The organism is Streptomyces hawaiiensis (assembly GCF_004803895.1).
Taxonomy (GTDB): domain Bacteria; phylum Actinomycetota; class Actinomycetes; order Streptomycetales; family Streptomycetaceae; genus Streptomyces; species Streptomyces hawaiiensis.
Genome location: NZ_CP021978.1, coordinates 863969 through 883668, shown reverse-complemented (window position 1 = coordinate 883668; position 19700 = coordinate 863969). Strand labels below are relative to the sequence as shown.

The 19700-nt window shown below is 69.3% G+C and carries 16 protein-coding genes and 5 pseudogenes; 11 read left to right on the top strand and 10 right to left on the bottom strand.

From position 1 onward, the window contains the following. Positions 1-194: 194 nt before the first annotated feature. Together CEB94_RS40660 and CEB94_RS04140 are read right to left on the bottom strand one after the other, a co-directional pair. A pseudogene (locus CEB94_RS40660) lies at positions 195-1100 on the bottom strand (ISL3 family transposase); the annotation flags it as partial. Positions 1101-1312: 212 nt separating this feature from the next. Next, positions 1313-1867: a TetR/AcrR family transcriptional regulator gene (locus CEB94_RS04140; RefSeq protein WP_175430864.1), complete on the bottom strand. Its 555-nt coding sequence runs from the start codon at positions 1865-1867 to the stop codon at positions 1313-1315. An 81-nt stretch (positions 1868-1948) separates the two neighbouring features. On the opposite strand from CEB94_RS04140, the gene CEB94_RS04135 reads away from it, so the two are divergent. Continuing rightward, the gene (locus tag CEB94_RS04135) at positions 1949-2875 is read left to right on the top strand and encodes a DUF1295 domain-containing protein (protein ID WP_175430863.1); all 927 of its coding nucleotides are present in this window, start codon (positions 1949-1951) and stop codon (positions 2873-2875) included. A gap of 323 nt (positions 2876-3198) precedes the next feature. Here the strand turns inward: CEB94_RS04135 and CEB94_RS04130 are convergent, their stop codons facing one another. Both CEB94_RS04130 and CEB94_RS04125 read right to left on the bottom strand, forming a co-directional pair. Then, positions 3199-3834, bottom strand: a complete 636-nt coding sequence (locus CEB94_RS04130; protein ID WP_175430862.1) for a response regulator transcription factor — start codon at positions 3832-3834, stop codon at positions 3199-3201. An 18-nt stretch (positions 3835-3852) separates the two neighbouring features. After that, positions 3853-5100: a sensor histidine kinase gene (locus CEB94_RS04125; protein WP_175430861.1), complete on the bottom strand. Its 1248-nt coding sequence runs from the start codon at positions 5098-5100 to the stop codon at positions 3853-3855. A 217-nt stretch (positions 5101-5317) separates the two neighbouring features. Here CEB94_RS04125 and CEB94_RS04120 point away from each other — a divergent pair, with 217 nt between their 5' ends. The 4 genes and pseudogenes from CEB94_RS04120 to CEB94_RS42155 all read left to right on the top strand — a co-directional run bounded on the left by CEB94_RS04120 (position 5318) and on the right by CEB94_RS42155 (position 8433). Next, positions 5318-5521, top strand: a complete 204-nt coding sequence (locus tag CEB94_RS04120) for a hypothetical protein (RefSeq protein WP_175430860.1) — start codon at positions 5318-5320, stop codon at positions 5519-5521. A gap of 11 nt (positions 5522-5532) precedes the next feature. Beyond that, on the top strand, positions 5533-7230 hold the full coding sequence (locus CEB94_RS04115; protein WP_246111708.1) for a molybdopterin-dependent oxidoreductase: 1698 nt from the start codon (positions 5533-5535) through the stop codon (positions 7228-7230). Positions 7231-7661: 431 nt separating this feature from the next. Then, positions 7662-8255, top strand: a pseudogene (locus tag CEB94_RS04110) (transposase family protein); the annotation flags it as partial. Positions 8256-8307: 52 nt separating this feature from the next. Next, positions 8308-8433, top strand: a complete 126-nt coding sequence (locus CEB94_RS42155; RefSeq protein WP_381106397.1) for a hypothetical protein — start codon at positions 8308-8310, stop codon at positions 8431-8433. Between the two features lie 59 nt (positions 8434-8492). Here the strand turns inward: CEB94_RS42155 and CEB94_RS04105 are convergent, their stop codons facing one another. From CEB94_RS04105 to CEB94_RS04090, 5 genes and pseudogenes are all read right to left on the bottom strand, one after another. Then, on the bottom strand, positions 8493-9701 hold the full coding sequence (locus tag CEB94_RS04105) for an amidohydrolase family protein (RefSeq protein ID WP_175430859.1): 1209 nt from the start codon (positions 9699-9701) through the stop codon (positions 8493-8495). 169 nt (positions 9702-9870) lie between these two features. Continuing rightward, positions 9871-10800, bottom strand: a pseudogene (locus tag CEB94_RS04100) (fumarylacetoacetate hydrolase family protein). A 14-nt stretch (positions 10801-10814) separates the two neighbouring features. After that, positions 10815-11780, bottom strand: coding sequence for an MBL fold metallo-hydrolase (locus tag CEB94_RS04095; RefSeq protein WP_175430858.1), 966 nt, complete (start codon positions 11778-11780; stop codon positions 10815-10817). A 166-nt stretch (positions 11781-11946) separates the two neighbouring features. After that, a pseudogene (locus CEB94_RS42150) lies at positions 11947-12249 on the bottom strand (VOC family protein); the annotation flags it as partial. Between the two features lie 226 nt (positions 12250-12475). Then, positions 12476-13651, bottom strand: a pseudogene (locus tag CEB94_RS04090) (ISAs1 family transposase); the annotation flags it as partial. Positions 13652-13765: 114 nt separating this feature from the next. Here CEB94_RS04090 and CEB94_RS04085 point away from each other — a divergent pair. Continuing rightward, complete coding sequence (locus tag CEB94_RS04085; protein ID WP_175430857.1) at positions 13766-14515, top strand: transposase family protein; 750 nt, start codon at positions 13766-13768, stop codon at positions 14513-14515. Next, the gene (locus CEB94_RS41635; protein WP_281292494.1) at positions 14452-14850 is read left to right on the top strand and encodes an IS3 family transposase; all 399 of its coding nucleotides are present in this window, start codon (positions 14452-14454) and stop codon (positions 14848-14850) included. Before CEB94_RS04085 ends, CEB94_RS41635 begins: the two co-directional genes overlap by 64 nt. A 124-nt stretch (positions 14851-14974) precedes the next feature. On the opposite strand, the gene CEB94_RS04075 is transcribed toward CEB94_RS41635, so the two are convergent. Beyond that, entirely contained in the window at positions 14975-16300 is a 1326-nt protein-coding gene (locus CEB94_RS04075; RefSeq protein WP_246111707.1) for an MFS transporter, read from the bottom strand. A gap of 89 nt (positions 16301-16389) precedes the next feature. Between CEB94_RS04075 and CEB94_RS04070 the strand changes: the two genes are divergently transcribed. The 4 genes from CEB94_RS04070 to CEB94_RS04060 all read left to right on the top strand — a co-directional run bounded on the left by CEB94_RS04070 (position 16390) and on the right by CEB94_RS04060 (position 19602). Then, positions 16390-17370 (top strand): winged helix-turn-helix domain-containing protein, encoded by a 981-nt coding sequence (locus CEB94_RS04070; protein ID WP_175430855.1) that lies wholly within the window; start codon positions 16390-16392, stop codon positions 17368-17370. A 166-nt stretch (positions 17371-17536) separates the two neighbouring features. Beyond that, the gene (locus tag CEB94_RS40650) at positions 17537-17956 is read left to right on the top strand and encodes a zinc finger domain-containing protein (RefSeq protein WP_246111706.1); all 420 of its coding nucleotides are present in this window, start codon (positions 17537-17539) and stop codon (positions 17954-17956) included. A gap of 73 nt (positions 17957-18029) precedes the next feature. Continuing rightward, entirely contained in the window at positions 18030-18545 is a 516-nt protein-coding gene (locus CEB94_RS40645) for a recombinase family protein (protein WP_342789582.1), read from the top strand. Positions 18546-18864: 319 nt separating this feature from the next. Then, positions 18865-19602 (top strand): dienelactone hydrolase family protein, encoded by a 738-nt coding sequence (locus tag CEB94_RS04060; protein WP_175430854.1) that lies wholly within the window; start codon positions 18865-18867, stop codon positions 19600-19602. Positions 19603-19700: the final 98 nt, after the last annotated feature.

Here is a 19700-nt window from a genome sequence, read left to right as displayed (position 1 = left end):
GTTGCTGCTGCTCTGGCTGGAAAGGTTCGCCAGCCCGGTCCCGTACCAGCGGCGACGATCGCCTGCTTGAGCTGCGTGTATCGGGTCGCGTCCTCGGGATGGGCGTGCAGGTAGTCCCTGAAGATCCGCTGGGTGGGCCGTTAGGCGGGGGCGATGTCCAGGGCCTGGGGTTCGGGCATGCGGGCGTAGCGTCAGACGGTGCTCAGGGCCAGGTCCAGGCGGCGGGACCAGTCGAGGAGGCCGACGCCCTGGCTGAGGAGGTCGTGCATCTTTTCCAGCGTTCGCGGGTGCTGTGCTGGCGTACTCCACCGGGACGGGGCGGGTTGACGGTGACCCAGTAGCCGGTGTGCGCGCGGACCTCGAGTCGGACTTTGTCGCAGAGGGCTCTCCAGAGGTGCCGTCGGCCGCTGGCCCGCACCGCGTCGGGCAGGGCACGGCGGATGGCCTCGACGTAGGTGGCCGAGCCGTCGTGGCACACGACCTCGGCACCAGGATGTGCGCAGCCAGGACTGCGGGATGGCCCTCGCAGGGTCGGGCAGTACTGCGACGCGCCGGCCGGTTTCGGCATCCGTGATGATCATGGCGTAGCGGTGCCGGCGGCACAGGGCGAATTCGTCCACACCGATCACCCGTGGGACCGCCTGCTGCGGCAGCGGCAGGCGTCGCAGATGGCGCAGTGCGCAACTGCGGGAGACGGGCACGGCCAGCAGACCAGTGAGGCGGCCGCCCGGCCGGATAACTCCTGCGCCACCTGGGATATCTGCCAGGCAAGCCGCACCGTGCGGCGCTGATGGCGCTCCAGCAGTCCGGGAATCTGCTCGCGGAAGATCTGCCTCCGGCAGCCCAGGACCGGACAGACCAGCCGCCGTGCCCGCAGGTGGACAAGGACCCGGGCGGCCGCCGACCGGCACGTCCGTCACCGTCCGGCGGTGATGGCTGTGCACCTTCCCCGTCGGCGTCCGGCACACCGGACACGGCACCGCCGCATCCCGCGTGCGAGCCGTGACCACCACCGCGCCACCACCGTCCACCACTTCCTCGACGACCAACACTGACAGCCCGGAAAACACCGTGCTGACAAGGGAGTTGACATCCGTCACGAGATCATGGTCAAGGACGGCTACCCGGTGTCACCACCGATACGGGCCAGAGCCGAACGTCTTACAGCCCCTCTGGTCACGGACAACGGGAGCGGTGACCGTCCATGGCTTCGTGGACCTGCCACCGAGCCCACAGGCGGCGGGCATTTCCGGTCCGTCCGTATCCGGCCTGGCCTCGACAACGCACACGTGGTCGAGGCCAGGCCGGCCGGTCAGCGCAGGAGTCTGCGGATGATGGTGGTGGCGGCGCTGATGTCGGTGGGCTGCCCGGTGAGGAGCTCGCGGTAATAGAAGGACTCGGCGACCCGGACGACGGCGTAGGCGAGGGTCGGGGCGTCGATGTCGTCGGGTTCGCCGATCTCGGACTGGATGAGCCGGCTGACGGTCTCGACTATGCGGTCCTGGATGACGCCGTCACGCGAGGTCATCACCCGTAGTGCGGTGTCGGGGTGGTCGGCGACGAACCGGCGCATGGCCGGCAGTTGTGCGCTGGTGGTCAGCATGGAGTGAACGAGGTCGGCGACCTTGTCGGCGCCTTGCCCGCGGCTCCGGGGGTAGATCTGGGCGAACTCGGTTGTGGCGATCGCCCAGATCGCCTCGCCGATCAGGCGGTCGCGGTCGCCGTAACGCCGATACAGGGTGGCGCGGCCGATGCCGGCCTCGGCAGCCAGCGCCCGTGCCTCGATCCAGCCGTCCCGCAGGAACATCGCGACCGCAGCGCGCAGCACCGGCTCGTCCGGGGGCAGCGGAGCCGGAACCTCTTGCATTTGAGACATCACCGTCCTAGTGTCTCACTCGATCTGGCGAGACACATGTGCATCAGTGTCTCACTTTTGGAGGGGGTTGCCATGGCCACAGTGAGGCGGACAATGCCGTTCGCGATCTACGTCGTGATGTTCGCGGCCCTTGCACTTCAGAGCGACCTCACGGGGTTCATGGTCTGCAACCTGCTTGTGCAACTGGCCGTCTTCGTCGTGGGTGCGTGTCTGCCGGCCCACCGCACCGGGTTCATGTCCTACGTGGATGTGGCCTGGCCATGGGGCCTGGCCCTGATCGGGGTGCAGGTCCTGGTGTTCGGTGGCCTGGATTCGCCTGCGGCTGTCGCCACTGCGGCGATCTACCTGCTGATGGGCATGCGTATGGGCGCCTGGGCGCTGCGGTTCATGGTGTTCAAGCGGTTGCCCGGTGAGTTGCCGCGGTACCAGTACCAGCGGCGCCGCTGGGAGCGGGACGGGTTCCGCAACGAGAAGGTGTCGCTCCAGGTCGAGATCATGGTCCAGTGCGGCGCCAACATCGCTGCGCTCGCGGTCCCGGCCGCGCTCGCCACCGTGCGCCCGGCCCGCCTCGATGTCGTGAGTGTCGCGGCGATCGCGCTGTGGGCGGTGTTCTGGGTCTTCGAATCGGTGGCGGACCTGCAGAAGGCCCGTTTCGCCGATCGCACCCGACGAGACGGTGTGCGCCGCACCTGCGACAGCGGGCTGTGGCGCTACAGCCGTCACCCCAACTACTTCGGTCAGTGGATGCAGTGGAGCAGTCTCATCCTGTTGTCGCTGCCCGTGCTGATCGACCGCTGGCCACACCATCACATCGTCTTCGGCCTGCTCACGGCCCTCGCCCTGGCCTGGATCTCCTGGACCACGTACCACATGCTCGTGCACTACACCGGTGCCGTTCCCGCCGAGTATTTCAGCCGGCAACGACGCCCCGACTACATCCGCTATCAGCGCGTCACCAACCGGTTCTTTCCCGGGCTCCGACGGACCACTCATCAGTGAGCCCATCCGAGTGCCCCTTCGGTGGCGAGGCAGGGCGGCGGGCACGGGTGCCGTGTGCCGGGCGTGCCGGCGTCCTCGCGGTCTCGAACGGTGAGCCACCGGCCCTCGAGCCAGACCTATCGATGGCAGCAGCCAACGGTTCAACAACCGCCTCCAGACCATCGAACGGGACACCGGCGCGGCCTGATCGGTACGGCCCGGAAAACACCCTGCTGGCATGGGAGTTGACGTTCATCACAAGATCACCGGCCAAGGGCGGCTACCCGGTGTCACCACCGACTACAAGGCCAGAGCCGTTCGTTTTACAGTCCCGCACGCGAAGATCACCGATGTGGTGAGGTGAGGACGCCGCGCGACAGAGCGACGGTGACGGCTGCGGTGCGGTCGTTGACACCCAGCTTGACGAACGTTCGCAGCAGGTGCGTCTTCACCGTCGCTTCGCCGATGTACAGCTGCCGACCGATCTCGCCGTTGGACAGACCTCGCGCGACGAGGCCGAGTACCTGGACCTCGCGAGGGGTCAGCTGCTCCCCGGCCGGCGCCTGCATGTGCGTCACCAGCCGGGCGGCCACCAGTGGGGCGAGGACGGTTTCACCGCGGGCGGCCGCTCGGATCGCGTCGGTCAGGGTACCGATCGGCGTGTCCTTGAGCAGGTACCCGGTGGCGCCGGCCTCGATCGCCGGCAGGATGTCGGCGTCACCTTCGTAGGTGGTCAGCACGAGCACGCGAATGCCGGGGTACTCCTGGCGGATGCGCGCCGTAGCGGTGGCACCGTCGGTACCCGGCATCCGCAGGTCCATCAGCACGACGTCCGGACGCGTTGCGGCGGCGAGGACGATCGCCTCGTCGCCGGAGCCGGCCTCGCCGACGACCCGCAGGTCGTCGTAGGCCTCGAGCATGCCTCGGAGGCCGAAGCGTACGACGGGATGGTCGTCGACGATCAGGATCTGGACAGTCATCGAGCCGGTTCCGCCTGCTCAGTGGTCGGGTGTGGAGCTGAGATCAAGCACTGGCTGCAGGCTACGCGCCGCCTGCTCGGCAGGGACCAGCGGCAACTCGACCCGCACCGTGGTGCCCTGGCCAGGAGTCGATCGCACCGTGCAGGTTCCGCCGAGGCTGGTGACGCGAGTGCGAAGGCCCAGCAGGCCGTATCCACCGCGGACAGCGGTCGGGTCGAAGCCCTGGCCGTCATCGGTCACGGCCAGCGCCATGAGGCCGTTTTCGTGGCGTAGTTCGAGCCGTACCGTCTTGGCGTCGGCATGCTTGCCGACGTTGGCCAGGGCCTCCTGCGCGCTGCGCAGCAGGGCGATGTCGGTGCCGGTAGGTGCGCCGGGCCGTTCGCCGACGATCGACACCTCGACGTGGGTACCCGTGTCGCGCGTGTGCCGGGCGGCGAGCCGGTTCAGCGCATCCGCGAGGCTGCGGCCGGTCAGGTCGACCGGGGCCAACGCGGCGATCAGCGATCGTGCCTCCGCGAGGTTCTCGCGGGCGGTCTTCTCCAGGATGTCGAGCTGGCCATCGGCGGCCGTCGGATCACGGAGCAGGTTCGTCCGGGCGGCCTGGGTGAGCATGAGAACGCTGGTGAAGCCCTGTGCCAGGGTGTCGTGGATCTCGCCGGCCAGGCGTTCGCGTTCGGCATGGACGCCGGCGTCGTGTCCCGCGCGTTCCAGTGCGGCCCGGGTCGCGGTCAGTTCCTCGATCAGCGCGGCCCGCTTGCGGCTCTGCTCGCGGACGGTGGTCAGATAGGCGCCCACGAGGATCGTCACGGTCATGGGTACCAGAACGGTCACGCCGACCATCGCCAGCGTGTAGCGGCTGACGCCGGCCCGCGCCAACATGGCCCAGGCGAGTTCGGCGTAGAGGATCAACAGCAGTGGCAGACGTATCCGCCATCTCGCGACCATCACGAACAGCTGCGGGCAGAGCGCGAACATCAGTGCGCCGCCGAGCGGGGCGATGGCGAGCAGGAGCGGGAACGCGACCGCCAGGGCGGCGAAATAGACGGCACCCCAACGCTCGTCGCCGTCCTCCATCGCCCTCGGGGCGACCAGGGCGTACCAGGCGACGATGACGGTCAGCGTGCCGAGAGCGAGCAGGCGCTGTCCGAGCGCGACGGTGACGTCTGCCGCTATGGCGACGGCGAGAGGTATCGCGACAGCACCGACGAGGACATGCCATCCGAGGCGGTGGCGGTGTCCGAGGTTGACGGTGCTGCGCACTGCCACGTCCTGCCCACCTTCGCCCGTCCGGATCCGGCCGCCAGTCTACGGACACCCAGGTCCAGGGTGCCCGGCTCGGCGCCGCGGAACGTCCACACACCGGTGGAGTCGTGCGTACGTCGATCGGTTGACAAGGGAGTCCACCCAGGCGTTGTCGCGACCGCGGCCACGGAACCGGCACGCTCGTTGTCGAGAACTTCGGCTCGCTACTGGAGATACCCCCGTGAAGAAGAACTGGATCATCCTCGGCCTCGGCGTACTGCTGGTCTTCATCGGCGTGGGCTGGACCTTGCAGGGAATCGACGTCATGAAGGGCTCGGCGATGAGCGGTGTGACGTTGTGGGCGGTCGTCGGGCCGATCGTGGCGATCGCCGGTGTGGCCCTGCTGGGTGTCGGCTTCTCCCGGCGACGCCGGGTCAGCCGATAAGCGCCGACCAGATGCCCGGCATCGACATGGAGACTCAGGGGACAGGTCGGCCGGCACCGGAACGGCCGCCCAAGGAGTGGTACGGCGAGCTCGCCGGCGTCGCGGCCACCGCGCTAGCCCTGGGCGTCGGTGAACTGGTGGCAGCCGCGACGGGCGGACCCTCGGCGCCCCTCGTGGCAGTGGGTGGCGTCGCCGTGGACGCGGCGCCGACTCCGGTCAAGGAGTTCGCGGTCGCGGTGTTCTACACGTACGACAAGCTGGCACTGCAGGCCGGAATCGTGCTGGTGTTGGCGGCCTTCGCCGCGTTCATCGGTCTACTGGCCATCCGTCGGCTCCGGTACGGGCTGGCCGGCGTCGCTGTGTTCGGGGCGATCGGCGTACTCGCATCAGCCACCCGTGCCAGTGCCACGTGGGCCTACCCGCTGCCGTCGGTGGTCGGTGCACTGGCCGCTGCCGGCCTACTGGTGCTGCTGCGGCGCACCCTGCCGCGCCGTGCGGCGGTAGCGGCGCAGGATCTGGGGGACGACACCAGCCCGGGCGACACGGACGTGGCGGCGCAGGGAGAACGCACCCCCGTGCAGGGCGCCCGTTCGCCGTCGTCGGATGTCGACGCCGACGTCTCGGTGGTGGACGGCGCGGGACAGCCACCAGGCCGGCGACGGTTTCTCGTGCTTGCGGTCGGGGCGATCGGTGCGGCCGCGGTGGCCGTACCGGGAGGTCGCAGGCTCTGGGCACAGCGGGTGGCCGCGGCCCGGGCCGCGGTGGTTCTTCCGTCCCCGTCAAGTCCGGCACCGCCCTTGCCCGCCGAGGCCTCTGCCGGCGTGCCCGGAGTGAAGCCGTTCGTGACCAGTACCGCGGACTTCTACCGGATCGACACCGCTTTGACGGTGCCACAGATGGAACCGAAGGACTGGCGGCTGAGGATCCACGGTCGGGTAAAACGGCCACTGACTTTGACGTACGAGCAATTGCTGGCACGGCCGATGGTGGAGCGCTACATCACACTGGCGTGTGTGTCCAATGAGGTCGGCGGCGAATTGGTCGGTAACGCCCGGTGGTTGGGGGTACCGATCAAGGACCTGCTGGACGAGGTCCAGCCGGACGGCGGGGCGGATCAGGTGGTGAGCCGTTCCGTGGACGGCTACACGGCCGGTACGCCGACGGCAGCCTTGCGTGACGGGCGGGACGCGTTGCTGGCGGTCGGGATGAACGGGGAGCCGCTGCCGGTCGAGCACGGGTTCCCGGTCCGGATGGTGGTGCCCGGGCTGTACGGGTACGTATCGGCGACGAAGTGGCTGACGGAGCTGGAGCTGAGTCGTTTCTCGGACTTCAGCGCCTACTGGGTACGGCGGGGTTACGCGGCGCAGGCTCCGGTGAAGACACAGTCGCGGATCGACACACCGGCCGCGGGCAAGCGGCTGGCGCCGGGGCCGGTGATGGTGGCCGGGGTGGCATGGGCGCAGCATCGTGGTGTGTCCGCGGTGGAAGTCCGCGTGGACGACGGACCGTGGCAGCAGGCGACCCTCGCGACAGTGCCGTCGGTGGACACTTGGCGGCAGTGGAGCTGGCCGTGGCAGGCGACGTCCGGCCAGCACCGGCTGCAGGTACGCGCCACCGACAACACCGGCCAGGTGCAGCCAGGACAGGCGCGCAAGCCGCTTCCCGACGGGGCGACCGGCTGGCACACGATCAAGGTCACGGTCACCTGAGCAATTCCGTCGGGCGGGATTTGTTCCGGGAGGCAGGGATTCCTTCCTGAGCAACCCGCGGGGCGTGCCGCGATGATCGCGTCCCCTGTCGGAGACCGTTGGCGAATTCGGGGGTGACTATGTGGGGCGCAGGCGATTGAAGCGGGAGGTGCGATGCTGGCGAGTGGCGTCTCCCTCAGCCAGGCGTCGGTTCGGATGAGGTTGAGAGCGGCGGCGGTGAGGACGTGTTGAAGGCGGGTCTCTTCAGGCCGATGTAGCGGCTTCTGCGCAGGCCGCAGCGGCGTAGCCCCTGGGCGATGGTCAGGGCCCCGGCGAGTGCCCGGCTCGGCCCGACTTGGGGCGGTTGGCCTTGAGGATGAGGCCCGGAAGCAGGTGAACACGGCACCTGTGGATCATGGAGTTCTCTACGCTTCAAGATCCACGAAAGTGCCGTGTCCGTTCCCCCATCATCCCCTGCCGCCACTCCGGCATCTCCGGCGCCCCGCCTGGAAGCTCTCGGCTCGCACGCTGCACGAGATCAAGTCCGGTCTCTGGTCGCCCAGTTCGAGTCGGTCACCGATCCGCGTGAGGTGAGTGGGGTGCGCTACCGGCGCTCCTCACTGTTGGCCCTGGTGGTCTGCGCGATGACGCCAGCGGGCCACGACTCCATCACCGCGGCGGCGGAGTGGCGCCGGCGTGCCACCCCCGAGGAACTGGCCGCCTTCGGCCTGCCCTACCACCCGCTGCTGGGCCGCTGCCGAGTTCCGGGCGAGACCCTGCGTTGCATCCTGGGGCGTCTGGATCCCGGCGAAGTCCGCACGGTCGGCTACGACCACCTGCGGCCTCTGCTGTCCGCGCCTTCCCGCCTGCCGGAGCCGCTCATGCCCGACGGCGGAACCGAGCGCGAGCAGCGCCGGGGTCACCGGGCCGCCACCCGAGCCGAACCGGTGCGTCCCCGGCGCCGGGCGATCGCGGTGGACGGCAAGTGCCTGCGCGGCGCACGCCGACCGGACGGCAGCCGGGTCTTCGTGCTGTCCGCCGTCCGCCTGTCGTCTTCGGAGAAGACAAAACCAAGGTCAGGACCCGTAGCACGCTGCCGTGCTCGCCGCCGTCCGTGACTTGATCCGCAGCGCGCTCAAGCTCGCCGGATACGTCAACACCGCCGCCGGACGCCGAGCCCACACCGAACGCCCACGCGTCCTCACCGTCTACGGCATCACCTGATCAAACCGGACGACCCGGGCAAACGACAGGACCCTGAGCCCTCGTCGCTCCTGGCGGGTTCACCGGGAGCCGAGCGTGGATGCGGCCGCGAGGCGGGTGCCCTGTCGCCAGACCGCGCGAATCGACAGGCTGTCGTTGATGGTCGTGGTGGGATCACCGTCGACCAGGACGAGATCTGCCCGCAGGCCTTGCTCGACGCGGCCCCGATCGTGGAGGCCGAACCGTCGTGCTGTGAGTGAAGTCGCCGAGCGCAGGGCTTCGGTGGGGCTGAAACCGGCCTGTACGAACAGTTGCAGCTCGCCGTGCAGACTTGCTCCGTGGGTCACGCCGCGCACGGCCAGAGCCGCGGCGTCGGTGCCTGCGATCACGTCGACCCCAGCCTGGCGCAGGGCTGCGATCGTGGCCAGTGCCATGTCGAAGTGCGAGGCGGGCAAGCCGCCGAACGTGTCGGAGAGGTGCGCCCGCAATTCCGGCGCAAGCTTTCCCGCAACGCGGGGATCTTGCGCCAGGTCCGTGCTGTGCGACAACCCGACGATGGAGGCAAGGGGAGTCAGTGTCGGCACCACGAACACGTTCGCGCTTGCGATGCGGTCGACGATCTCCGGGGTGTGGGCCGTGTCGGCGAACAGATGGGCGAGGCCGTCGGCGCCGGCGTCGACCATCTGTTCCGTCTCGTGCAGCGTCATGGCGTGGGCCATCACCATCTTCCCGCGAGCGTGCGCCTCGGCGATCACGGCGGCGTGAATCTCCAGTGGTACGTGCGGCAACTGGAAGCCGAACGCCCCGCCACTCTCGGCTATCAGCTTGATGTAGTCGGCGCCCTCGCTGATCCGATCGTCGACGAACCCGGCCGCCTCCGCCACGGTGGTTGCGGTCGGCCAGACCGGATCGTTGAGGCCCTTCCGGAACTGATGAGGGTGGCCGTCGAGGTGGGTGAGCGAAAAAGAGGCGCTCCGCACGTCCGCGAAAGTCCGGTCGGCCTCGACCTCGGCGCGCAGCGGAATCATGGTGGCGGGGACCGAGCCCATGTCGAGTTCGGTGGTGACGCCGAAGGTCAGCGCCTGGCGCAGCATCGCGGCGTCTGTGTGGGTGTGTGCGTCGATCAGGCCCGGCAGCAGGGTTGCGCCGGTGGCGTCGACGACTTCCACCCCGGTGACACGCGGCCCGCCCACCGAGACGATGACGCCGTCGGCGACGTGCACGTCGACCTGGCCCAGGTTCTTCTCGCCGTCGAACACCTTCGCACCGACGATGACGAACTCGTTCATCGGACTCTCCTCGCAATGCTGGACGTGTACTGGTTCGGGTTTCACGGCTACGACGTCTGCCGGACCGGCAGGATGACCGCCGAAGGGTGTTCGGGGGCGTGGTGACCGTCTGTTCGGCTAGGCGGGCGACGGCGACCCCACGGGGGTCGCCGTTCCGGACAGACTGGGCCTACCGGCCCCGTCGTGCGGGTGGGATGGGAATCGGCTCGACTCCTGGCACGACGCGGGTGGTCAGGGTGCCGAGTTGTTCGACGGTGACGGACGACGTCGCTGGGTTGCAGGGGGCGGTGGGCGTTCAGGCCTTCGCGACCCCACAGTTCGGCGAGGCAGCCGCCGCCGCAGGTGCCGGAGCCGAGGACGTCGCCGGGGCGGATCTCGGTGCCACGGGAGGCGTAGGCGATCATGTCGGCGTAGGAGAACGCCATGGACGACCAGCGGTCCTGCCCCAGCCGTTCGCCGTTGATGTCGACGGTCATCGTCAGGTCGAACGAGGTGTCGGTGCGCCAGGGTTGCAGCTCGTCGGGGGTGACCAGGACCGGTCCGAGGGTGGTGGCGGTGTCCTTGCCCTTGGTGGGGCCGAGCCGGACCTGCATCTCGGCGAACTGGACGTCGCGGGCCGACCAGTCGACGAGGATGGTGTAGGCGTCGGCGTCGTCGGGGTGGATGTCGCGGCCGGTGCGGCCGATGACGGCGGCGACCTCCAGCTCCAGGTCGAACATCCGGCTGCCGGGCGGTACGGGGATGTCGTCGGCGGGGCCGAGGATCGCGTAGGGGTTGGTGAAGTGGAACGCGGGTGCCTGGTACCAGCGTTCGGGACGGTCGCGTCGGTTCCGCCGAGTCTGGAGACACCTTCGACGTGCCGTTCGAAGGTCATGAAGTCTCGCACAGCGGGAGGATCGGGGATCGGCGCGCGCAGCCGAAGGTCGCCGACCGCCCGGGTCGCGGCAGGCGCGGCCAGGGCCTGCTCCCCGGCCGCCCGCAGGGTGCCGTCGCGCAGGAGGCCGAGCATCGTGACGCCGCGACCCAGGGGATGGACCTGGTCGTGGTGGAGGACGCCGACCCGATCACCGTCGTCGTCGGCGTAGGTCACGAACCGCACAGTCGCGCTTCCCTTCAGACGGAGGTGTGCATGGGGCGGCCGAGCCAGGCGATCGCGTTCCCGAAGGCGGCGATCACGTCGAGGTCCCGGCCGGCGTGGTCGGCGTAGACGCGGTGCACGTTGAGCACGATCCGTTCGGCGTCGGCCCAGCCCGTGAACTCGCCCAGGTCGACCTGGCGGGCGGCCTGCAGGGGCGTCAGGCCCCGGGAGAGCCCGTCCTGGGCGGTGTCGAGGATGAGCCGGTAATAGCGGCGGTGCTCGTCCAGGACCCGGGTGATACCGGTGCCGGTGAGGACCGGGCCGTGGCCGGGGACGACGACGTCGGGTTGCAGGGACTCCAGCCAGTCGACCGCGGCGAGGGCCCCGTCCACCGAGCCCATGAAGACCAGCGGGGTGAGTCCGGCGAACACCAGATCGCCGGAGAACAGCACGCGTTCTTCGGGCAGCCAGGCGATCAGATCTCCGGTGGTGTGCGCCGGGCGGCCGGGGTGCAGCAGCTCGATCCGCCGACCTGCGACGTGCAGGGTGAGTGCGGAGCCGGCCGAGATGTCGGGAAGCCTGCGGGTCACCGGCCCCCAGTCCGGGACCGGGTTCCACAGCGGTGGGCAGCCGTCGATGACCGGGTCGGCCTGAAGCCCTTCCCGCATCCGGCTGTGCCCGACGATCACTGTCGTGGAGGGGAGGAGGCTGTTGCCGTAGGTGTGGTCACCGTGCTGATGGGTGTTCACCGCCAGCCGGACGGGCGCCCCGCCGGTGGCCGTGTCCACGGCGTCGAGAAACCGGCGGGTGCGAGCCGCGGTGGCACAGGTGTCGATCACCAGGACCCCGTCGTCGCCGGCCACCGCGCCGGCGTTGTTGACCCACCAGGTCCCGTCCGGCTGCACCCAGGCGTGGATCCCGGGAAGCAACTCCTGGAGTTCCGCCGCGTCCGCGTCCGCTGTGGGAGGAGGAGCGGAGTTCGTGTCCGGGGTGTCGGTCATGCCCCGGGCTGTCCGTCGTCCTTCACGGTGGCGACGCGGCTGCGGCCGTGCTGTTCGTACGTGGGGAAGCGCATGGCAGTCCTTGGGAGCTGGGTGGGTTGACGCAGGCCGGGGGCTCGGCGCCATGGCAGGCGGGGGAGTGCGCCGGGCCCCCGGTGTCATGGGATCAGACCGGCGGAGCGACGAAGACGCCGCGGTCGACGTCGTTGAGCATTTCCTTGGCGACCATCTCGTTCATCGGGTTGGACGTGCCCCACTGGTCGGGGTTCTCGGGCTTCGTCAGGTCGTAGATGTGCGGGTGCCAGGTGTCCTCGTCCAGCTTTTCGAGCTCGGTGGTGTACTCCGCTCCTCGTCCCAGCGCTCCAGGAGCGCGAGCGTGGTCAACGCAGGTTCGTCCAGTGCCGTACGCAGGTCGAGCGCTCGGCCGTCCGGGGCCACGAGGCCCCGGAACCTGGTCTCGCCCGCTGCCGAAAGGGTGCCGACGGCGAACGGTCCGGAGAAGGGGATGAAGGGTGCAGACGCGGCTGCAGATGTCACGGAGACGTCCTCCCGATTGTGGTCCCACTAATCTGGCCCGTAGATCGCAAGCAGGGAAATCGATTTCCTGTATACAAGAATCCAGCCGGTGAATACTGGTGGTGTCGGCTCCGGAATTGGGACAGAGTCCTGTCGTTTGCCCGGGTCGTCCGGTTTGATCAGGTGATGCCGTAGAGGGTGAGGACGCGGGGGCGTTCGGCGTGGGCTCGTCGTCCGGCGGCGGTATTGACGTAGCCGGCGAGCCGAGCGCGCTGCGGATCAGGTCGCGGAGGGTAGCGAGTACGGCGGGCGCGTTGTGGGTCCTGACCTGGGACTTGTCCTCGTTGAAGGTGACATCTCGACACCAGTGGACGGTATTTTCCACGGTCCAGTGCCCGCGAGCCCAGGACGCGATCTCGGCTGCGTTCGCTTCCTCGGCGGGCAGGTCGGTGATGGCGTAGACGGTCTCGCTGGACCATTTTTTTCGCCCCGTAGAGACGGCGACGGCGCTGGATCCGCAGGATTTGGGCCGTGTGCGGGAAGAGCAGGCCCTCGACAGTGACGACCTGCACGAGCCGCTGCTCGTGACGGCCGTGGCCCCGGGCGTCGTCGCGGTGGATCACGGGGATCTCCTTCCAGGGCAGGGCGTGGAGTTGACGGGCCTGGCCGCGCTGGTTGTTCTTGATGGTCAGCAGGTGGTGAGCGCCGCGTTCGGAGGTAGGTGGCGTGGTCGCGTTGGGCGTGCAGGGCATCGGCGGTAACGACCACCCCCGCGAGATCCGCGTCGTCGATCTGGTCGAGGAGAGGTGCGAACTCGGGCATTTCGTTGGTCTTCGCGCCGATCTCGCGGGAGGCGAGAGTGACACCGTCGCCGTGACGGACGGCGGACAGGACAAGACGCGGCTGCCGTCCGGGCGCCTCGCGCCACGCAGACACTTGCCGTCCACCGCGAGCGCCCGCCGCCGGAGTTGTACCGGCTCGGCGCGGGCGGCCGCCCGATGGGCCCGGCGCTGTTCACGCTCGGGGCCGCCGCCGGGCATCACCGGCTCCGGCCGGCGGGGCTGTGCGGACAGCAAGGGCCGAAGGTAGTCGTAACCGGCCGCGCCGATCTCACCGGGATCGAGCCGCCCCAGGACGCTGCGCAGGGTCTTCTCGCTCGGCACCCGGTAGCGGCCAAGGAGTGGGTGGTAGGGCAGGCCGAAGGCGGCCAGTTGCTCCGGCGTCGCACGTCGGCACCACTCCGCCGCCGCGGTGATCGAGTCGTGGCCGGACGGGGTCATCGCGCAGACCATCAGGGCCAGCAGCGAGGAGAGCCGGTAACGCACTCCGCAAGCCCCTCTCGGATCGGTGACTGAGCCTTTTCAGTGCGGCCACTGATCGGGTGACGCCGATGGTGTGCGCAACGCACGAGGCTCCCGTGCCGTTGGGGGAGGTGTTCGAAGTCTCAACCCTCAGGCACAGGAGCCGCGTTGGTTCCCCATCCTGCCGCACTCGACCTGCCTCACGCCCTGGTCGAGTGGGTCACCATGCTCATCGTCACCCGCGAGGGTGACCGCCGCTGCAAACTCCCGCCGCACCAACATGCGCTCGTCGGCCTGGTGTACCTGCGCAGACACGACACCCTCGCGCAGATCGCCGTCGGCTTCGGTATCTCGGTGGGCACCGCCCACGCATACGCGGCAGCCGTCGTTGACCTGCTCGCCGACCGAGGGCCCGGCCTGCTGCGTGCTCTGCGCGAAGCCGACCCGGACTACGTCCTGCTCGCCGGCACCCTGGCGGAATGCGACCGGGTCGGCGACAGCCGGGCCGACTACTCGCACAAGCACCGCCGGCACGGCGTGAACGTGCAGGTGGTGACCGACCCAGGCGGGCGGCTGCTGTGGCTCTCGCCCGCCCTGCCCGGCCGTGCCCACGACCTGACCGCGGCCCGCACCCACAGGATCATCCGGATCTGCGAACGGCAAGGCGTCCCCGTCCTCGCCGACCGCGCCTACATGGGAGCCGGCCCGTGGGTGACGACGCCCTTCAGACGCCCGCCGGGCCGCGAGCTCACGCCAACACAGCAAACCGTCAACCGGGCGCTGTCCGCAGCCCGGGCACCGGTCGAGCGCGGCGTCGCACGGCTCAAGTCCTGGCGCATCTTCCGCAGGTCCCGGTGCAGCCCGAATCGAATGTCGTCAATCGCCAAAGCCGTCCTCACCCTGGAGCAGCAACGCTGAAAAGGCTCAGTGAGTCGTGGTTCTACAAACATCGCACCCGTCAGCCCACCCGACGTGAGCTGCGCAGACAGCACCTGATCGAAGCGATGAAGGCAGAGTTCGACGACTCCGGCGGCACCTACGGCTCGCCGAAGATCTGGATCGGGCTGGTGAGGCAGGGCTGGCGGGTCTCGGTGAACACCATCGCGAAGATCATGGCCGGGCTGGGCCTGGTCGCGCGGAAGGTGCGCAGACGGCGGGGACTGACCCGGCCGGGCAAACGGCCGGCCGGCGATCGATGGGAACAGCAACTCCTCGAGCCGGAGGACCACTTCTTCCACGGTCCCGACTGTTAGGTATCCGAGGTCACCACTGATCATTTTCGGGCGACTTTCAGGAGCCCAACACGACCACGAACCGTGACTCAGCGTGCGCAGGTCACGGAACTTGAGCCAGAGCCCGAGATTGAGCAGCAGTTGTTCACCACTCCCGACAGCGCCCCGAACCATCGCTGTTCGATTTCAGGTGCTGGAGGCGGCGTACAGGACGGGACCGGACGGGGACCGGGGAGGTGGGCAGGTGCCAGGTGAGAATCCAGCCGGCGGTAAGCGCCACCGCGCCGCCTGCCAGGGCGATTGCGCCGCCTGTTCCCATGCCTGCGGCCACCGAGCCCAAGCAAACCGGCCCGACGCCCTGTAGCGTCATGCTGCCGGAGCCGAGCAAGCCGAAGGCCTGGCCTTGGCCATCTGGCGGCAGGGCGTCCAGGAACGGCCGTTGCAGGCCGAGACCGTAGGCGTATCCGAGGCCGCTGAGCAGCAGCAGACAGGACGAGACGCCCACTCCGGGCTCGGCAGCAAAGCCGATCAGCGGCAACCCCGCCAGCGCAACCAACGGGACTACCAGTCGCTCCCGGGCGCGTGGCCGTAGCAGTCGACCCACCAGAAGGTCACCGACAAGCATGCCGACCGGCAGACAGCCCATCAGCACCGCGTACCAGCCGGGCGCGAAGTGGCGTTCTCCCGCGTAGGCGACGATGAGACCTTCCGCGCCCGCTACGAACGCGACGGGTAGCCACTGGGCCAGCATCAGTCGTCGTACCGTGCGTCCGCGCAGCAGCAGGCCTGCACCCTGCAGGCTTGCACGGACGGCCCCGCTATCGCCCCCAGCGCTGCCGGGTACGCCGCCGAAATCCCCCGGCTGCAGCTGGGGTAGCCGGATGCGGATAGCAAGCGCGCAGCCGAGGTAAAGGACGGCGCTGACCGCGAGCGCCCGGCGCGGGCCAAGTGCCGCGACGACCGCACCTCCCAGCGCCAGGCCGAACAATTGCGCGCCAGCGCCAGCGATGTTGTTCAGTGAACGGCCCAGTACATAGGCGTCGCCCTCTAGCGACTGCGCGACCAGCCGACTCGACGCGCCGTGAAACACCGGTGTGGCGAGGGCGACCAGCGCCACGACCCCGAGGCTTGCCGCGATCGGCATCCGCACCAGGGCGAGCAGCAGGGCGGCGGCGCACGTCAAGGCGTAGCCGCCGGTGATGAGCGCGCGGGGCGGCAGTCGGTCGGCCAGTGAGCCCAGCAGCAGCGAGCCGAACAGCTGCGGGATGAAGCCGATGCCGAAGGCCAGTGCGCTCAGCAGCGTGGAGCCGGTGGCCGAGAAGACCAGAACCGAGAACGTGGTGATCCGCAGCGCATCCGCAGTGATCGCGACGGCGCGGGTTGAGAAGAGCAGCCGGAATCGCGGCTCGGCCAGCACCTCCCGGTAGGTGGCACGATCGTTGCCCCGTGCGGGCTCGGTGGTAGGGGTCATGACGCGCAGCCTCGTCGTGCGCCCACGCCACTCACCAATGATTCGTCGCTCGACGAATCGGAACGGACGTCCTGCGGTAACGTCGCAGGGTGCTCCGCTTCGAAGTCTCTATCGAGGCCCTGCTGCGCAGCCGCTTCGCGCTGTCGCCCGCGATGGATCTCTGCTTCCTGCTGCGCTCGCTCGCCGGCCAAGACAGACCGCTGCCGCGAGCCTGGGCCACCCGGCTCCTGCCGGCCTTCGAACGGCTTCGCCGCGAGACCGAACTGAACGTCGCCCTCGCCCTGCACACCCCGCAAGGCGGACCGAACTTCGTCGCTCCGCCCCCGCGCGGCCTCAACCAGACCTGGGCAGACGACCTGGCCATGATCCGGGCCACACCGCTGGAAGCGGCCCGCCACGAATTCGCCACCAACGCGACCGGCCCGTCCGCCCGCGATCCCCGCGTACGCGCAGTGCTGGACTCGACGGACGCCGTCCCCAGGATCGCCGAGGCGATGGACCAGGCGTGGCACGAGCTGCTCGCCAAGGACTGGCCGCAACTGCGCGCGATCTGTGAGCGCGACGTCGTGCGCCGGGTGGGGGTGATCGGCGAACACGGCTGGGTCACGACCATCGAGAGCCTGCACCCGAGCATCGCCTGGCAAGCCGGCGGTATCGAGATCGGCCACTTTCCCCAAGTCGGACCAGTCCGCCTCGCCGGCGACGGGCTCCTGCTGATCCCTTCGGTCTTCGTCGCGAATATCGCCGCCCACCTGGAAGACCCCTGGCCCAGGACCTTGATCTATCGTGCCCGCGGCACCGCCGCCCTGTGGGGCGAACAGGAGACCGTCCCTCAACCGGACGCACTGACCTCTCTGGTCGGCCGGGCCCGAGCCCGGCTGCTGTTGGCGCTGGACGCCCCGGCCAGCACCAGCCACCTCGCCCGAAGCCTCGCCATGGCACCCGGCGCGGTGGGAGACCACCTCGCCATCCTGCGAGGCGCGGGGCTGCTCGTCCGCGCCCGGTCCGGACGGTCGGTGCTCTACCGGCGCACCCCGCTCGGCGAAGCACTGGTCGCCGGTTCGGGCTGAGGGCTCAGATCGGCACTGCCGTTCTCACAAACGATCCTTTGCCCGAGCAAGATCAAATAGGGTCGCCCGGAGACCGCCAAGACCCTGATCGGTTCGCAGAACCCGTTCGCACTCGAAAGCGGGACAGACCCCTTCTGAGACTTGCATGGTGCGAAAATCCGGGCCCATGACGGACCCCCAGCAGCCCTCCCCGGCCGACCACTCGGACGCCGACGACGTCGAACGGCACGCCTGCCCGAAGTGTGACGTGCAGCCCGGCTCCCCGTGCCGCTCGCGCTCCGGCGCGGTCACCTCCGCCTACCACACCCGCCGCTTCACCCTGGTGCCCCGGCTGAAGAAGACGCTGCGGGTGTCGACCCCCGCCGACCGCGGACCGGGCCAGCCGTGGCGGCCTGGCACCCCGCCGTCGGCACCGATCGACCCGGACCTGCCGGGCGCGGACATCCGCATCGGATACGCCCGCTGCTCAACGCTGGGGCAGGAACTCGACTCCCAGCTCGACGTGCTCAGCAAGCACGGCATCCCCCGAGACAAGATCTTCAGCGAGAAGATCAGCACCCGGGTGCGGGTCCGCCCGAAGTTTTGAGGAGGCGCTGCGGACCGCGCGGGAGGTCAAGGCGCACGCTCCGCACTGCCGGGTCATCTTCACCGTCTACGAGATGAAGCGCCTTGGCCGCGACGCCGCCGAACTCACCGCGCTCGCCGACCACCTCACCACCCACGGCCTCATCCTAGAGATGCTCGCCGGGCCCCTGCCCGGCATCTACGACCCCACCGGCCCCGGCAAGCTGCTGTTCGCGTTCTTCGCCGCGATGGCGGAGACCGAGCGCGAGAACATCCGCGAGTCCACGCTCGAAGGGCTCGACACCGCGGCCCGCAAGGGCAAGCACGGCGGCCGGCCGCCCGTCATCACCGACGACATGCTGCACACCGTGCTGCGGCGCCGCGCGGGCGGCGAGTCCGTCGAGCAGATCCAGCCCGACCTGATCATCCCCACCGGCAAGCGCAAGGGACAGAACCCCTCCGTCGCCAGCGTCTACCGGGCGCTCGCCGAACACGCCAAGCGCGAGGCGTACCCTGAAGCCGTCGAGCAGGCGCACGCCGACTTCGCCGACCTCTCCAACCCAGACGTCCCCCGTGCCCGCCCGGATGCCGCGGCGCTCAGCAGCTCATGACCATGATCGTTCTCACCGGGGTTTCCTGTACCGCAACTACTCACACCCGTGGAGTCCGTGGGTTCAGAGAAACTGAAGGTTGTTCACCGCGAACTCACGGGTGGATCTCCTGATTCTGGCGGTTGGGCCTGCGGGTTCGTGGTCAACCCGCCCGGCCGGACTCGGGGTGTGACCGCGATACGCGCCAGAAGGGGCAACGGGATGATCTCGAAGCCCTGAGCGCCGGGCCCGTCCCGTATTTCAGAGGGACACCCGTGCTGTTCTGCCAGCGGCAGAACACCGGCCGGGCCGGGCTCGACGATCACTACAGTCCAGTCTCATGACGGCGATTACGACGCGTACGGTCGAGTACCCGGCGGACGGTTTGACGATGATCGGGCACCTCGCGCTCCCGGCCGGTGTCGACCGCCGGCCCGCGGTGCTGCTCGGACCAGAGGGCACGGGGCTCAGTGACGTCGAGCGCCGCCGGGCCGATGCTCTCGCCGAGCTGGGATACATAGCGCTGGCCTTCGACCTCCACGGCGGGCGCTATTTGAGCGACCCCGAGGAGATGCTTGCCCGTTGCATGCCACTGCTCGCTGATCCCGACCGGATGCGGGGCATCGGCCATGCAGCGCTCGACGTGTTGCGCACCGAGCCCCGGACCGACCCCGACCGGATCGCCGCCGTCGGCTACGGCACCGGGGGCGCCGTCGGGCTGGAACTCGGGCGCGACGGCGTCAACCTGCGCGCGATCGGGACAGTCAACGCAACTACCACGGGCCGACCGGGCGAGGCGGCGCGCATTCGCTGCCCGGTGTGGGCCGGGGTCGGGTCGGAAGACCCGATCATGCCGCCCGCGCAACGGGACGCGTTCACCGCTGAGATGCAGGCCGCGGGCGTTGACTGGCGCCTCGCGATCTACGGCGGCGCCTTGCACGCCTTCCACCACCCGCCGGTCGACCACCCCGTGGTCCCCGGCGTCGGCTATCACCCACAGCACGCGCAGCGAGCCTGGCGCGACGTCGTCGAACTGCTCGCCGAGTGCCTGCCCGTGACGGCAAACCTGGGGGCATGACCCAGGCAAACATGCTGGTGCCAGGCCTGGTCGGCGACGCGTACTGACAGTCTCCTCCCCTCAAGCCCTCACAGCAGACCCGCATTCGGACATTGTGC